This window comes from Fodinibius salsisoli, assembly GCF_026229185.1.
Lineage (GTDB): Bacteria > Bacteroidota > Rhodothermia > Balneolales > Balneolaceae > Fodinibius > Fodinibius salsisoli.
This window is the reverse complement of record NZ_JAGGJA010000003.1, coordinates 204,757-221,856: the sequence shown is the minus strand read 5'-3', so window position 1 is coordinate 221,856 and position 17,100 is coordinate 204,757. Positions and strand designations below refer to the sequence as shown.

At 44.3% G+C, this 17,100-nt stretch carries 10 protein-coding genes; 9 read left to right on the top strand and 1 reads right to left on the bottom strand.

All coding sequences use genetic code 11. The features are described 5' to 3' along the window. Nucleotides 1-20 precede the first annotated feature (20 nt). Both xylA and J6I44_RS05885 read left to right on the top strand, forming a co-directional pair. On the top strand, nucleotides 21-1,349 hold the full coding sequence (gene xylA, locus J6I44_RS05890; RefSeq protein WP_265765081.1) for a xylose isomerase: 1,329 nt from the start codon (nucleotides 21-23) through the stop codon (nucleotides 1,347-1,349). A gap of 402 nt (nucleotides 1,350-1,751) precedes the next feature. Then, on the top strand, nucleotides 1,752-3,911 hold the full coding sequence (locus J6I44_RS05885; RefSeq protein ID WP_265765080.1) for an alpha-glucuronidase family glycosyl hydrolase: 2,160 nt from the start codon (nucleotides 1,752-1,754) through the stop codon (nucleotides 3,909-3,911). 282 nt (nucleotides 3,912-4,193) lie between these two features. On the opposite strand, the gene J6I44_RS05880 is transcribed toward J6I44_RS05885, so the two are convergent. Then, nucleotides 4,194-5,231, bottom strand: a complete 1,038-nt coding sequence (locus J6I44_RS05880) for a LacI family DNA-binding transcriptional regulator (RefSeq protein ID WP_265765079.1) — start codon at nucleotides 5,229-5,231, stop codon at nucleotides 4,194-4,196. A gap of 445 nt (nucleotides 5,232-5,676) precedes the next feature. Here J6I44_RS05880 and J6I44_RS05875 point away from each other — a divergent pair, with 445 nt between their 5' ends. From J6I44_RS05875 to J6I44_RS05845, 7 genes are all read left to right on the top strand, one after another. Beyond that, entirely contained in the window at nucleotides 5,677-8,670 is a 2,994-nt protein-coding gene (locus J6I44_RS05875; protein WP_265765078.1) for a SusC/RagA family TonB-linked outer membrane protein, read from the top strand. An 18-nt stretch (nucleotides 8,671-8,688) separates the two neighbouring features. Beyond that, nucleotides 8,689-10,419 (top strand): RagB/SusD family nutrient uptake outer membrane protein, encoded by a 1,731-nt coding sequence (locus J6I44_RS05870; RefSeq protein WP_265765077.1) that lies wholly within the window; start codon nucleotides 8,689-8,691, stop codon nucleotides 10,417-10,419. A gap of 108 nt (nucleotides 10,420-10,527) precedes the next feature. Then, entirely contained in the window at nucleotides 10,528-11,838 is a 1,311-nt protein-coding gene (locus J6I44_RS05865) for a DUF6807 domain-containing protein (RefSeq protein ID WP_265765076.1), read from the top strand. A gap of 172 nt (nucleotides 11,839-12,010) precedes the next feature. Next, entirely contained in the window at nucleotides 12,011-12,829 is an 819-nt protein-coding gene (locus J6I44_RS05860; protein ID WP_265765075.1) for a ThuA domain-containing protein, read from the top strand. A gap of 34 nt (nucleotides 12,830-12,863) precedes the next feature. Beyond that, complete coding sequence (locus J6I44_RS05855; protein ID WP_265765074.1) at nucleotides 12,864-14,294, top strand: Gfo/Idh/MocA family protein; 1,431 nt, start codon at nucleotides 12,864-12,866, stop codon at nucleotides 14,292-14,294. Between the two features lie 155 nt (nucleotides 14,295-14,449). Then, on the top strand, nucleotides 14,450-15,814 hold the full coding sequence (locus tag J6I44_RS05850; RefSeq protein WP_434084225.1) for a putative oxidoreductase C-terminal domain-containing protein: 1,365 nt from the start codon (nucleotides 14,450-14,452) through the stop codon (nucleotides 15,812-15,814). Nucleotides 15,815-16,055: 241 nt separating this feature from the next. Beyond that, nucleotides 16,056-17,063 carry a plastocyanin/azurin family copper-binding protein gene (locus J6I44_RS05845; protein ID WP_265765072.1) on the top strand — a complete coding sequence of 336 codons (1,008 nt, stop codon included), beginning with the start codon at nucleotides 16,056-16,058 and terminating at the stop codon, nucleotides 17,061-17,063. Nucleotides 17,064-17,100: the final 37 nt, after the last annotated feature.

The following is a 17,100-nucleotide window of genomic DNA, read 5'->3' as shown; positions in this document are numbered from 1 at the left end:
TACCAATTACAACCTAAATTATGAGTATTACAACAGGCAGTACCACTTATTTTCCAGATATTGATGAGATACCTTTTGAAGGAAAAGATTCTACCAACCCACTGGCTTTTAAATATTACGATGCCGAACAAAAAGTAGGCGACAAGACGATGAAAGAACACCTTCGTTTTGCGGTTGCCTATTGGCATACGCTTTGTGAACAGGGTGGAGATCCCTTTGGTCCGGGAACACGCGTGTGGCCCTGGATGAAGCATGAGGATCCGGTAGACCGCGCCAAGGCAAAGATGGATGCAGCTTTTGAATTTATTACCAAGCTGGGAGTGCCTTACTACTGCTTCCATGATGTGGATGTGGTTGATGAAGCAGATACTATTGCAGAATCCGACAAAAGATTGCAGACCCTCGTCGATTATGCCAAACAGAAGCAGGAGGCAAGTGGTGTTAAGTTGCTCTGGGGAACGGCCAACCTGTTTAGCCATCCACGCTATATGAACGGAGCGGCAACCAATCCGGATTTTAATGTACTGACCCACGCTGCTACACAGGTTAAACGAGCTCTGGATGCTACCATTGAACTGGGAGGAGAGAACTATGTATTCTGGGGTGGCAGAGAGGGATATATGTCGCTGTTGAATACAAAGATGAAGCGCGAAAGAGATCACCTGGCACAGTTTCTGCACATGGCCAAGGACTATGGCCGGAAAAATGGCTTTGAGGGCACATTCCTCATTGAACCCAAGCCGATGGAGCCTACCAAGCACCAGTACGATTTCGATACGGCAACGGTTATCGGATTTCTCAATGAATACGATCTGCAGGACGATTTCAAAGTCAATATTGAGGTCAACCACGCTATTTTAGCCAAGCATACCTTTGAGCATGAACTCCAGGTAGCAGCTGATGCCGGTATGCTGGGCAGTATAGATGCCAACCGAGGCGACTACCAAAACGGCTGGGATACCGACCAGTTTCCTGCTGACATTTTTGAAACGACCCAGGCCATGCTGGTCCTCCTCGAAGGTGGAGGCTTTGACACCGGAGGCATTAATTTTGATGCCAAAATTCGCCGTAATTCTACCGATCTGGAAGATCTCTTCCACGGACATATCGGGGGTATGGACATCCTGGCTCGTGGATTACTGACAGCTCATAAGATTCTGGAGGAATCGCCCTATAAAGAGCTTCGCAAAGAGCGGTACGCTTCGTTTGATAGTGGTAAAGGTGCCCAGTTTGAAAAGGGTGATCTAAGCCTTACTGATTTGAAAGCGTTGGCAGAGGAGAATGGAGAACCCGAGCAAATTAGTGGTCGACAAGAGTACTACGAAAACCTGATTAATCAATATATTTAAGCGTACTTTTTAAAAATAGACTACTGACCTTCAAAGGCTGTGACCTTCTTTGCAAATATGCAGAGAGTAGGGCACAGCCTTTTAATATTACATTTTATTCAGAAGAGAGGCACAATAAGACCGTTCGTTTTTGAAAGCTCCCGGTCTTGGAATAAGTATAAATAAATACATATTTATTCCATGTATTTGCTATAATATGCTGTTGTGCAGCGTGTTAAAAGATTTTAAAGTTGCTATTTTTAAACTAAAAAAACATTAAGCAGTGTAGTATTGTTGATTGGTGCAATCGGTTGCGTCAATCAGTTTACATAAGCATTTTAAAAAGGTTTAAACGCTGTATAACGATTGTCTTAGACTTAATTTTTCCACTACACCATAGGATAAGGGATTGTGATGCTTAGAATGTCAAGATTAGTACTGTTGTTTATTTTGATTACGTTAACTGCGGCTTCTATAAATGCTAAGGCCGAGGATGGCTCCCGACTTTGGCTGAGGTATGAGCAAGTGTCGGATGAAGAAATGCTCGAGCAGTATCGGTCTTTATTGCAGGAAGTAGTGATCCAGGGAGAGTCAGAGACGTTATCAATAGTCCGGCACGAAATCCAAAAAGGTCTTACCGGCTTATTAGGCCATTCAATCCCCATTGATAAAGTACTTTCTCAGACCCAAAGCCTAATTATCGGTACGCCTGCTACATCCAAAGTGGTGGCTTCTGCAGGTCTTGACGAAAGTTTGAAGGCTATCGGCGATGAAGGCTTCCTGGTAACAATGAAGAAAATGGAAGGTGTAACCCATCGTATTATTGCTGCCAATACGGACATTGGGTTACTGTATGGAGTATTTCGTTTTCTGAAACAACTCCAGCTTCATAAGTCAATTCGCGACCTTTCTATCGAAAGTGCTCCTAGAATTAAACATCGCCTGTTGAATCACTGGGATAACCTGGATCGTTCGGTCGAACGGGGGTATGCCGGATTATCTTTATGGGAATGGTCAACGTTACCGGAGTATAAATCTCCAAGATATGTAGATTATGCCAGGGCGAACGCCTCAATTGGGATTAATGGCACGGTGCTGAATAACGTCAATTCTGATCCCCGAATGATGACGGAGCAGTACCTCGAGAAAGCTTCTGCTTTAGCCGATATTTTTCGTCCGTATGGAATCAAGGTGTACCTTTCGGCTAATTTTTATGCGCCCATGCGTATTGGTGGGCTTGATACTGCCGATCCTCTTGATCCTGAGGTACAGCAGTGGTGGAAAGAGAAAGTAGACCAAATTTATGAGCATATTCCTGATTTTGGTGGTTTTTTGGTTAAAGCCAATTCTGAAGGGCAGCCCGGTCCGGCCGATTATGGAAGAACACATGCGGAGGGGGCCAATGTACTTGCCGAAGCGTTACAGCCGCATGGAGGTATCCTGATGTGGAGGGCTTTTGTCTACAGCGCCGACCAGGAAGACCGGTTCAGGGAGGGGTATGACGAGTTTGTACCCTTAGATGGAGAGTTCGCTGACAATGTGATCCTCCAGGTTAAAAATGGGCCGATCGACTTCCAGCCCAGAGAGCCCTTTCATCCGCTTTTTGGAGCGCTTCCGAAAACCAATACGATGCTGGAACTGCAGGTCACTCAAGAATACTTTGGATTCAGCAATCACCTGGCATATATGGGACCACTGTATGAAGAAGCCCTGCAGTCGGATACTTATGTACAAGGTGAAGGTTCAACGGTTGCAAAAGTTATTGACGGTGATCTTTTTGATTATAAACATACAGGAATAGCTGGTGTGGCGAATACTGGAACTGATCGCAACTGGACGGGTCATCCGTTTGGCCAGGCTAACTGGTATGTATATGGACGAATGGCCTGGGACCATTCATTGACCGCGGAAAAAGTGGCGGATGAGTGGTTGCGTATGACCTTCACGCATGATCCGGATTTTGTAGAACCGGTAAAATCCATGATGATGAAGTCACGCGAAGCAGGAGTGAAGTATCGAAATCCACTGGGATTAACCCATCTGTATGCGCAGGGCCACCACTACGGTCCGGCCCCCTGGACGGCAGAACTTTCCCGGCCCGACTGGACGGCCGTTTATTACCACCGGGCCGATTCGGCCGGCATTGGGTTTGACCGTACCGAAAGCGGCTCTAATGCTCTGGAGCAGTATCAGCCCTCGGTGAGAGCGCGGTTTGAAAATCCTGAAACAATGCCAGAGGAGTATTTATTATGGTTTCACCATCTGCCATGGGATTTTAAGTTGAATTCCGGGAAAACGCTCTGGGAAGAATTGGTCCACCGATATTATGAAGGGGTAACTATGGTTGAAGAAATGCAGAAAACCTGGAATTCAGTCGAAGGACTGATTGACCAAGAACGGTTTGACCATGTACAGGCCCTGCTGGAGATACAGAAGAAAGATGCCCTTTGGTGGCGTAACGCCTGTGTTCTGTATTTCCAATCCCTTTCAGGAAAACCTATTCCTGCAGGATTAGAAAAGCCTGCTCACTCCCTGGAGTATTACAAAAAACTTGAGCATACCAAGCATTATGCCCGATTCTGATGCTTGATGTGATCAGCAATGTCCTTAAGCCGGCTTTAGTGTGTCAGCAGACAGTAGTAAGTAAACTATTGGATACAAATACTGATTTTTCGGCCCTTTGCAAAACTAATATATCTTGTCATTCTGGCCCCCGACGGCAGTCGGAACAGGCTTTGTTTCAGAATCCCAGATACTTTAAGCAGCCTTTTAACGGAGATGTCGAATTGAATTCTGGATGACAAGCTCGGTTTTACAAAGGCCTCCTTCGGTAATGGTATGACCTTCACCTTGCTCAGGTATTTTTTATGATGCTTTTACCGATGATTCTCTGATGATCAGTTCTGCATTGAGAATTATGGTGTTGGTCATTGCAATATTATTATCGCCATTCAGGTGGCTAATCAAATTTCGGATTACCACTTTACCCATCTCATTGCCATGATAGTTGATGGTAGTCAATTTGGGATTAACAAAGCTGGATATGGGATCATTATTAAAGCCCACTACGGCTATATCCTCAGGTATCTTGATTCCATGATCTTGAAGGGTACTCATGCATGCAATGGCACAGGTATCATTGGCAACAAAGAGTCCATCGGGCAGGGGATCCATACTTAAAATCTGCTGCGCTGCTTGTTGGCCGGCTTGGTTGGAAAGATCATTTTGGATCAAATATTTGGGATCAAACGGAATATCATAATCTTCAAGTGCCTGTTTATATCCCCGAAACCGATCTTCATAGACATTTCTGGCAAGGTTGCTGGTCATATGCACAATGCGTTTGCACCCTTGCTTCAGCAGGTGGGTTACAGCTTGCTGACCAGCCTTAAAGTTATCGATGATAATGTTGGCCGCCGATTTGTAGTAGGCCACCCGGTCAAAGAAAACCAAGGGGATATTATTTTCTATGATAGGGTCGAAATGTGAATAATCTTCTGTATCGTAAGCTAAAGAGACAATTAGCCCGTCAACCCTGCTTTCAAACATGGTTTCTACATTGGAAGCTTCTTTTTGAGCGGTCTCCAGCGATTGGCTTATGATGAGGTTATACCCATTTTCATTAGCCACTTTTTCCATGCCGGCTATCACAGAAGACATGAAATTACTATTGAGTTTAGGAACAATGACCCCCAGGGTGTTGGTTTTTTTACGCCTCAGATTCTTAGCAAAAATATTAGAACGATATCCCATCTCTTTGGCCTGCTCCTTTACCTTTTGTTGGGTGTCGCTGCTGATGGAGGAATGATTTTTAAGGCTTCGGCTTACCGTAGAAGGGGAGACGTCTAATGCTTCGGCAATATCATAAATAGTCACTTCTGTGTTATTCTTATCAGCAGGCATGGTAATATGGAGGACTATAGATAAAAATTAAAGGGATAAGTATAGCAAAAAATAAAGTTTAAATTATCAAAGAGTTTATGCAACCGATTGATATAAAGCGATAATGCTTATTTGCCTTTATTTAATAAGATAATTGGTCAATGAAGATATAAATACCCTAATAATAGCCTGTTATGCAAATTTTATTTCTTACATTCCGAAAATTATTAAACTATTTTTCCGCATTTAAAATAAATTTACGCAATCGGTTGCATAAAAGATGATAATTATTATCTTGAATTATTGAGTTGAGAAATTTTCTTGCTCAACTAAAAACAAGCAATCCTTTTTGCATAATGAATAGGGGAAAGCTGAAATGTTAATTTGAATAAAATACATCAGCATAATTATGGTTTGGGATAAGTTACATAAAATGTTAAGGATCAGGGTTCAGGCTTTATCCTGGATGGGCTTAATAGCAATATTAGTGGTTCCATTTTCGATGAATGCTTCGGACATAGAAAATAGTTTGCTTTTTACACAGCAGACCAATCAAGAGCATACCGTCAGTGGTGTTGTTACGTCAGCTGATGAAGGAGAACAGCTCCCAGGAGTTAATATTACCGTTAAGGGGACATCCATTGGTACTTCAACGGATGTCGATGGCGGGTTTTCGCTTACGGCACCATCCGATAGTGATACTCTTGTATTTTCTTTTGTTGGTTTTACAAGGCAAGAGGTGCCAATAAATGGACGTTCTACCATCAATGTTCAAATGTCGCCGCAGACCCTTGAAGGAGAAGAGCTGGTCGTCGTTGGTTATGGAGCTCAAGAAGCGCAGGATGTTACCGGTTCGGTTTCTTCCGTTTCATCGGAGGCTCTGTCAGAAGTTCCGGTCAGTGATCCCGCATCTGCACTTCAAGGTCGAGCAGCAGGGGTTATGGTTTCAAGCACGGGTAATGGTACGCCGGGAGAAGGGGTAGTCGTTCGTATTCGCGGGCGCCGTTCACTTACCGCAGGTAACGATCCGCTCTTTGTGGTTGATGGTATTCCGTATAGTGGAGGTTTAAGCGACATCAACACCGAGAATATTGAGTCTATGGAAGTATTGAAGGATGCCTCGGCAACAGCTATTTACGGATCGCGCGGTGCCAACGGTGTTGTGATAATTACCACCAAGCGAGGTGGAAATCACGAAACCATGGTTTCTTACGATGGGTATTATGGTATGTCGGTTCAACTTTCAAATCCAGATGTATTTAATGCCGAAGAGTTTGCTGACATGAAACGCGAAGCATACCGGCATTCGGGAGAATATGACGGCGATGATACGGATATTTTCCAGCCACCGGAGTTAGAGTCGATCGAAAATGGTAATTCTTATGATTATACCGATCGTGTGACCGATGACTTTGGTTACCAGCAGAGTCATAATATTACCGTTCAGGGAGGTAATCAAAGTACGCAGTTTGCCATTAGCGGTAACTTCTTTAATGAGGTCGGTATTATTCCGGGTCAGAGTTTTGATCGGTATAATTTGCGTGTCAACCTGGATCATGATATTAGCGACCGATTGCACATTGGTACTTCGACCTTACTTGCGCGGAATGTACGAAAAGTGGGCTCAAATCCTTTTGGAACAGCATTGTCCATGAATCCACTTGGCAATCCCTATGATGAAGACGGAACGCTTGATTTTAGACCCACCAATGACGGATTGATTGCCAATCCATTGAATGATCTGGTTCCGGGCAAGATGTTGGATGACCGAAACAGGATCCGCATCTTTAGTAACATTTTTGCGGAATATGATATCTCCGATAACTTTTCTTACCGGTTGAATTTTGGTCCGGATCTTTCTTCCTATCGCCGCGGGATATTTCAGGGTACGCTCACTACTGCTCGTGCCGAAGGAACGCCCTATGCTGAGAAAGAGGAAGAGTTAAGTTTTAATTATACCCTCGAAAACATTCTGAACTATCAGCAGGATTTTGGAAATATTCACAGTATTAAGGCAACGGGGCTATTTAGTATTCAATCCAGTAAGTTCGAAGAGGATATTATTGCTGTTTCTGGCTTGCCTTATGAAAGCCAAAAATACCATAACCTGGGAACCGGAGATCAAACTGAAAACATCGAAAGCTTTCTATATGAATGGAGTATCATGTCTTTCATGGGTCGTATTAACTATCAATTAAATGATCGGTACCTCTTTACCGTATCCGGCCGTGCTGATGGTTCGTCACGATTAGCCGAGGGTAATAAATGGGGCATTTTCCCTTCTGCCGCTATCGGTTGGAGAATTACGGAGGAGCCCTTTATGGAAAATCAGGATCTGTTTTCAAACCTCAAGCTGAGAGCCAGTTATGGGGTGACCGGTAACACGGCTATTGATCCCTACCAGACCCGAAGCTTACTTGCACAAACGACCTACCAGTTTGGGGAAGAAGCAGGCTTCGGTTATGCACCCAATCAGATATCAAATCCAGAATTACAGTGGGAGACCAGCAGCCAAGTAAACATTGGACTGGATTTTGGCCTGTGGGATTCAAGAGTGACCGGTGGTATTGAGGTCTATGAAACTACCACTACCGACATGCTCCTTGAACGAAATTTACCGATCACCTCTGGTTTTGGATCAGTATTTCAGAATATTGGAGAGACCAAAAACCGGGGACTTGAAATAACGCTGAACACACAAAATATAGTCGGTACAAGCCGTGATGACTTTACATGGAGCAGTGATCTCACTTTTGGCGCCAATGATGAGGAAATTGTTGAGCTCTTCGGAGATGGCGAGGATGACGTAGGAAATCAATGGTTTATCGGTGCACCACTCACGGTCTTTTACGATTACGAAAAGATTGGAATATGGCAAGAGGACGAGGCATCAGCAGCCGATTCATACGGTCAGGCCCCGGGTGATATTAAGGTGAGAGACCAAAATGAAGATGGGGTTATTAATGAACAAGACCGCGTAATACAAGGTACCAATTTACCTGACTGGACGGCTGGTTTTGCGAACCACTTAAGCTATAAGGGAATTGACTTTTCTGTTTACCTATACGCCAGTGTGGGTCAAACAATTGATAATTCATTTGAAAGACCGAATCTTATCGGTCGGTATAACACCGCTGATGTGGATTACTGGACACCGGAAAATCCGACGAACAAACATCCCCGACCCGAATCAGGAATTGAATCGCCACTTTATGGCAGTTCACGAGGATACGAGGATGGGTCGTTCCTGAAAATACGTAACGTCAGGCTGGGCTATAACCTGCCGGTAAGTCTGACCAATCAGTTGGGCATTCGGTCCCTCAGAATTTATGCTAATGCAGAAACCCCGTTACTTTTTTCCAAAACGGGCAATATTGATCCAGAGCAGTATGACGGAGTCATAGAGGGAGAAGTTCCTACAACCCGTCTTTATACGCTTGGTGTTAACATTAATTTTTAATGACAAAGAATTAGCATAATGAAGAATCTAATATACATATTACTCTTATCGACTTTCGTAGTACTGCTCTCATCGTGTGAAATGCTGAATGAGGATCTGGTATCTGAAGTTAGTACCGATTCGCATTACACTACACCCAGTGGTTTTGAGGATGCAGTAAATGCCGCATATGCACCACTGCGTAACTATTATGGTAACAATGTGGGAGCGTTCTTGGAAGAATACGGTACTGATATTACCCAGAATGCCGGGCATGGAGGTCTTCGCCATTACAATTGGTACACGGCCGCATTAAACTCGGAAGATGGCATCATCACCTCGGTCTGGGATGGTTATTATCAGGCTATCAACATCACCAATGCTGCGATTAACCGTGCCGAAGGAATACAAGGCATGGATGAGACCCTTAAGCAAACCAAGCTGGGAGAAGTTCATGCGCTTCGTGCTTTTTATTACTTTACCTTGGTTCAGCACTTTGGTGCTGTTCACCTTACAACTGAAGAGACGGAAGGGGTAGAGATTGAGGCAAATCGAACGGCACCGGCCCAGGTTTATGAACAAATCGTTAGTGACCTGGAGACGGCCATTAGCAATCTCCCACCTGATCCTGCCGACCAACAGTTTGGTCGTGTAACCGAACCCGTAGCTAAAATGATGCTCGCCCATGTTCTCTTAACGCGGGGTTACCAGGACTTTGCGGGAAGTGATGATTTTAACCGTGCGGCAACACTGGCTGAAAGCGTTACCACTGATTATGGTTTCCAGTTAGTGGAAGACTATGAACGGATCTTTGCTGCCGATAATCAGCAGAATTCGGAGATCGTCTGGTCGATACAATACGGCACCGATCCTATTCTTAATGGTCCTGATGATGGCGACGGTAACCACAGCCATGTTTATTATCGTCCCTGGTACGAAACCTATGGTGGAAACGGGAGTGGAGCAGGACTATCACGTACCATGGAATACGGCCGTCCGTGGATTCGATTCAAAATGACGCCTTTTGCCCTGGAAAACTACCGGCCCCTCGACCAGGATTCCCGGTATGACAAAAGCTTTCAGGATACCTGGAACTATAACGATGCATCCAGTCTGCCCACGGATCAATATCCCAATGTTTCGGTTGGTGACACGGCTATTTACATAGACCCTGATATGACCGAGCAAGAGGTAGAGGATAGGCAGGCTGACACCCCTTATTACCTGATGTCTTGGGCTACCGCTCACACGGCAACAAATATCAATATGTTTCCGAACCTGAAGAAGCATGATGATCGTCAGCGGTCATCGGTCAATGAATACGGTGGTACGAAAGATTACTTTGTCTACCGCCTTGCCGAAGCCTACCTGTTTGCAGCAGAGGCACGTTATAACCTGGGGAACCTTCAGCAGGCCGCCGATCATATCAATGTGGTACGCCGCCGTGCAGCCTGGCCGGGCCAAGAGGCCAATATGGAAATTGGGGCTGGAGATGTAACACTTGATTTCATCCTCGATGAACGAGCCCGTGAGTTTTATGGAGAATCAAAACGGTGGACGACGCTCAAACGTACCGGCAAATTGATCGAACGAGCAGCTGACCGCTATTTGGGTAAACTTGGGGATGAACCTTCAAGAGATCCAGCTGACATGAAAACGACTGCTGAGGAAAAATATGGGAATGAAGGTTATAAGTTCTTGTTAAGACCTATTCCCGCTACACAAATAACAAGAACAGATGGCGGGTATGAGCAAAATCCCGGTTATTAATTCAGAGAACTATTGCTAATATTCCAGTCTAATTATGTGGCCTTGAGATATTCATTATAATCTTGAGGCCACTATTTTAATCCTCAATATATTATTAGATAACACATCATGACATATGTCAAAAGGTTAAACAACATCGTTTGGCTTTTGTTGGGTTTACTACTAACAGTTCCCAATATCCATTATGGTCAATCACAGAAAGTAGCTGATCTTACGGTTCAGGCCGGTGAATATGATCGAACGAATACCCCTGTCAGTGCTTCTTTGGAGGGCCTTAACCTTGGATTAGCAACCGGTCAAGAGTTACGGCTTTATGAGGTGGTTGATGGTGAGGAAAAAGCTGTAGACTCCCAATTAGATGCCAGTGGAGACGAAAAGAAAATCCGCTGGATCCTGCGAGGGAAAACTCCTGCCGGGAATCAGAGAAATTATATTCTGAAAAGAGAACCGTATTCTGGCAGTACTGAGAATGATGCCAATGCTGTTCACTTTTCTGATAATGGAAAATCATTAACACTGAAGGTGGAAGACCGCGAGGTGCTGAGCTATCGATATGCTCCCAAAGCACCGCCGGAAGGGGTATCGGAACTTTATACCCGCAGTGGTTATATCCATCCGCTGTTGTCGCCGGAAGGGGAAGTGATTACAAGAATTCAACCTTCCGACCACTACCACCACTATGGTATCTGGAATCCATGGACCAAAACGAGCTTTGAAGAGCGGGAAATCGATTTTTGGAATCTAAATAAAGGACAAGGAACAGTCCGGCATCAATCACTTCCTATTACAGAGGAAGGGGACGTATATGGCGGGTTTTCCTCATTCTTGAATCACGTTGATTTAACGGCTCCTTCTCCTGCAGGTGAGAAAATTGCACTGAATGAAAAGTGGGAGGTGAGGGTTTGGAATGCCGATCCCGAACAAGATATCTGGCTTGTAGATTTTGTTTCAACATTAAATACTGCTTCCCGCTCTCCACTTACCATTAAGGCCTACCGGTACCAGGGATTTAGTTTAAGAGCTACCGAGAAATGGAATGATGAAACGGCCACCTTGCTTACCTCCAAGGGGATGAATAAAAGCAATGGCAACGGAACGCGTGCCCGGTGGACAGACATTAATGGTGTTTCTCAGGCCTCATCCGGATCATCCGGTATTTTATTTATGACGCATCCGGGGAATCATAATTTTCCAGAGCAGCTCAGAATCTGGCCTACCGGTGCCAATGGGGGTAAAGAAAATGTTTATTTTAACTTTAATCCCGCTCAAGAGCAGGATTGGAAGTTGATGCCAGGAAAGAGTTATAGTCTTAAATACCGGATGATGATTTATGATGGGGAAATTCAACCAATGGATGCTGAGCGTTATTGGCAGGATTTCGGAAATCCCCCGCATGTAACTGTAGAGGAGCTTCAGTAAAATCTGTATGAAAATAAATTTTAATTATTGCAGAATAAGAGTTTAAAACTTGCAAATTTGTACCGCTTATAGTTATTTAAGTCACTAACGCAACCGATTGCGTTGAGCGTTGCCCTATACCTTGTTTTAGTTTCTTTAATCTCAATAGATGAAAAAATAATTGATCAACATAATGCAAAAAGTTAAGTCAAAAATTGTAGTATTTGGATATTTATCCTTCCTTTTTCTGCTTTTACCTGGATTGTTAAATGCACAGCCTGTTAATACACAAGCTGCTATATTCAACAACCAGGCGGAAGGAGTGGATCTTGAGGGCAAACAGGTATTGGTATATACCAAAAACGGCGAAGGATATGTGCACGAGAATATTCCCAATAGTATAAAGGCAATCAAAGAGCTTGGAGAAAAGCACGGTTTTACCGTTGATTCTTCCGAAGATCCGGCGGACATTAATGCGGATAACCTTACAAAATACGATGCACTGATCTTCTCCAATACTAATAATGATGTCTTTGCTACTCAAGAACAGCATGATGCATTTCAAAACTATATTCGTTCTGGGGGTGGGTTTGTAGGTATTCACTCTGCATCGGGATCCGAGCGTGACTGGCCGTGGTTCTGGAATCTCCTGGGGGGATCCTTTTACCGGCATGCTCCTTACCAGGAATTTACGGTAAATATTACGGATGACAGCCATTCATCTACCCATTTTCTGCCCGAAGAGTGGATACGGGAAGATGAATGTTACTATCTCAAACAATTAAATCCCGGAATTCGTGTACTGCTTCAGGCCGATATGACAACGGTAGAAGATAAGGAGAAGGAAAACTTCCCGGGTAAAGTATTTGGTGATACCTATCCGTTAGCGTGGTACCACGAGTTTGAAGGCGGACGTTCTTGGTACACCAGTTTAGGTCACAGCCCGGAATCGTATGATGACCCTATGTTTAGGAAACACATTTTGGGTGGCATTGAGTGGGTTGTGAAGTAAAGAATAATAATTAAGAAAAATAAGTACTGTTGATATGAGTGAAAACAAGAATAAAATGTCGCGGCGTGAATACCTGAAAACATCCTTAATGGGAGCAGGAGGCTTAATTGCAGCTCCTTCAATCGTACCCTCTACGGTATTTGGCAAAAGTGCACCCAGTAATAAAATAAATATTGGCCAGATTGGCTGCGGACGTATTGCCCGTGCCATGGACTTGCCAATAACCCTGGAGTATGATGATGCCCGGGTAATTGCGGCTTGTGATGTGGACCTTGATCGGGCAAGAGAAGGCAAACAATTGATAGAAAAGTATTATGCCGAGGAAAAGGGTAAGGAAAATTATGTAGATGTGGACGTCTATCAGGATTATCGCGAAATGCTGGAGGACCCGGAGATTGATGCGGTGATCATCAGTACGCCGGACCACTGGCACGCGCAACCGACTATTGAAGCCGCTATGGCCGGGAAAGATATTTATCTCCAAAAACCGGCATCGCTAACCGTGGCAGAAGGTCGGGCTATGAGTGATATCATTCACCGGACAGGTACCGTGTTCCAGATCGGTAGTCAGCAGCGCTCGGTAAATCCATGGCCTCAGTTTAAGCGCGCTTGTGAACTGGTGAGAAACGGACGAATTGGAGAACTACAAAAGGTGGAAGTCGGCTTGCCGGGTGATCCCGGTGGTGGAGATCCTACCAATATGCCGGTCCCGGAGAGTTTGGATTATGATATGTGGCTGGGACGAACCCCCGATGTGCCTTATACCACCCAACGAGTTCATCCCGAAGAGGGATATTCGCGTCCGGGATGGCTCCGTTGCGAGGCGTTTAGTGCTGGTATGATTACGGGCTGGGGCGCACACCATATTGATGCCGCTCATTGGGGAATGGGCATGGAACACACCGGACCGGTTGAAATAGAAGCTACTGCAGAATTCCCGACCGATGATCCCAACTATAATGGCTTATGGAACGTACATGGTGACTTTGAAGTGACGGCTAAATATCCCAATGATGTGATTATGACCGTAGGGGGTAATAACAAGCAGGGGGTTAAATTTATAGGATCAGAAGGCTGGATTTACGCCTCTCGCGGAGATGTGGGGGTTACGGCAAGCGATCCTGTAAGCGAGCAGAAACCCACAGAATCATTTAATGCCAGTAACCCTGATATTCTAACTTCAGAAATTGGGGAAAATGAAACTCACCTATACACAAGTCAGGAACAGCATGGCAACTGGCTTAAGTGTATTAAAAGTCGTGAGTTACCTGTAGCACCCGCTGAGGTTGCCCATCGTTCGTGCAGTGCATGCCTGATTTCTCATATCGCGATGAAGCTGCCAAGGAAATTACACTGGGATCCCATTAATGAACGCTTTAAAAATGATGATGAAGCCAATGCTATGCTTTCGCGTCCACAGCGTTCACCATGGGGTGTCAAACATATTGATGGCTTAAAAACTTGATAAAACATCGGACATCGTCTGGAAATTTAATTATAATGCCTGTTTATTACTTTGTTTATTATGATGAATGAAGTTTAAACAGGCATACAAATTTCAAAAAGGAAAAATTGAAGAATTTGTCTTTACAACACTGCGCTTTTCTATTGTTATTCTCAATGGTCTTCTATTCTTGCTCCAACTCTGACTCTGGTAACGGAGAAACATCTTCGAATAAGTTTACAGGTGCAGATGGAGAGGTAAAGCTGATGACCGTGGATCCCGGTCATTTCCATGCATCATTAGTTCAAAAATATGGATATGACCAGGTAGATTCCGTAGCATACGTGTATGCACCCGACGGATCTGACGGTCTGCAGCGTCATTTAAATCGGATTGAGCAGTATAACAATCGTACAGAAGGGCCTACAAACTGGGTAGAGGAGGTCTATACGGGCGCAGACTTTTTTGATAAAATGATTCGGGAACAGCCCGGTAATGTGGTTGTTTTATCTGGAAATAACGCCAAGAAAACACAGTATATAAAACAGTCTGTAGATGCTGGTTTGAATGTACTTGCTGATAAACCGATGGTTATAAAACCAGAAAAATTCCCGATGTTGAAGGAAGCGCTGTCTACCGCTCATGAGAATGATATCCTGCTTTATGATATCATGACCGAACGCTTTGAAATTACGACCCTTCTACAACGTGCGCTTTCTCAGGATACAGACGTTTTTGGCTCAATTGTAGAAGGAACACCCGAAAATCCGGCCATTACCAAAGAAAGTGTGCATCATTTCTTTAAATATGTATCGGGTAATCCATTGACTCGGCCGGGCTGGTTTTTTGATGTAGACCAGCAGGGCGAGGCTATTGTGGATGTATCCACCCACCTGGCGGACCTGATCCTTTGGGAAACATTTCCGGGAAAGGGTATAGATACTACGGAGGTGGAAGTAGTCCAGGCCGATCGTTGGGCAACGGAAATGACGCCCTCAGAATTTAAGAAAGTGACTCAAATTGAGGCCTATCCAGAGTACCTTCAAGAAGATGTGAGCCAAGACTCTATACTTAATGTTTTTGCTAACGGTTCATTTGTGTTTACTGTGAATGGCATTCATGGCAAAGTATCCGTTGAATGGAATTATCAGGCGCCCGAAGGAGCCGGGGATACGCATTACTCTATTATGCGGGGTACTAAAGCAAACTTGGTGATCCGTCAAGGGGAAGAACAGGGCTATGTACCAACCCTTTATGTTGAACCGGTGGATGGCAATGGAGGCAATGACTACGAGGCTTCCTTAAAAAGTGCTGTCGATGAAATTGCCCAGGAATATCCTGGAGTTTCAATGGAATCTTCACCCAACGGATGGAAAATCATTATACCGGATGAACATCGAGTGGGCCATGAAGCTCATTTTGCGCAGGTAACGGAACAATATCTGCAATATCTTAAGGATGGAGAAATTCCAGAATGGGAGCGTAAAAACATACTCACAAAGTATTACTTAACCACTCAGGCTTATCAAGCAAGCAGGTAGATTATTTAAGTTTTGAATAAGGTGTACCCCACTTTAAAAGCGGACTGCACCGCTTGGTGGCGATGGAGTCTACCTCGGCGGTGGCCTCCATCTTATTATTGAGAAATACTATTTAATTGATTTAGATTTAATGGTTAAAGAACGTTTAAAGCTTGACCTTTGCCGACTTTGTTTTTGTATTATACTCTCAGCAATTTTTTGGGGCTCACCTCTCAATGTATTAGCTCAAAGCGGAACAGCGGTGGACAGGACCATCGAGCTGAAGGCCGTAGCTGGTTTGAAGTATGACAAAGTACGATTGGTTATTAAGCCAGGCACAACTGTTCGGATTGAACTGGAAAATGCGGATGAGATGCTACATAATATGCTGATCGTTGAACCGGGAAGCCGGGAGAGGGTAGTTGAGCAAGCTGAAGCAATGGACGAGCAAGGCATGGAGATGGATTATATTCCTCAATCCTCAAATGTTATAGGCAGTATTCCGCTTCTTGAGGCAGGTGAAAAAGCATCCTTGGTTTTTAAGGCTCCTAATGAAGAGGGCATCTATCCCTACGTTTGTACTTATCCGGCCCATGGTATAGTGATGTATGGAGCTATCTATGTTACCAATGATCCGGATAGCCTTCCTCGAATAGACGAAGATCCCAATATTCCGGAACCGGTGCGTAATCAGATGGCGGCTTCTAATTCCATGCATCCGTATCCCATGGAAATGCCAACAGTCACCCGACTCTTTATGCCGGATGCAAGTCCTGCGGCTATAGCAGTAGGAATGGAAAAGAATCAGTCCTACGCCTGGGATGCGGGTTTCAGCCACTTGCGTTATGTATGGAGCGGAGGATATATCGATGCTTCCAAACAATGGGATGCCAAGGCCCAGGAAGTGGCAGAGCTTGTAGGTGAAGTCTATTACCGAAATACAGCTGGATTCCCTTTCCGGGTTGCCCGTAAAGATTCCGTTCCTACTCCTGATTTTAAAGGATACTCTTTAAATGAGGAGGGATACCCTCAATTTGAATATAAAATGGGAAGTATTGTGGTTAGAGAGCTTATTGTACCGGCTGATACTTCCCCGGGATTTCAGATACAGTACCAGTTAGATAATGTACAGCAACCTATTTGGTACAAAATGAGTGATAATAATAACGTTACTGTAACAGTATCAAAGGGAAAAGTTGAAGAAGAAATGATAAGTTTGACTCCCGAACAGGCGAAGCAATTTATAATTAACATAAGTGCAAATAAGTAGGTATAAGATGTATAGGAGCTTCGCAGCAATTGGGATA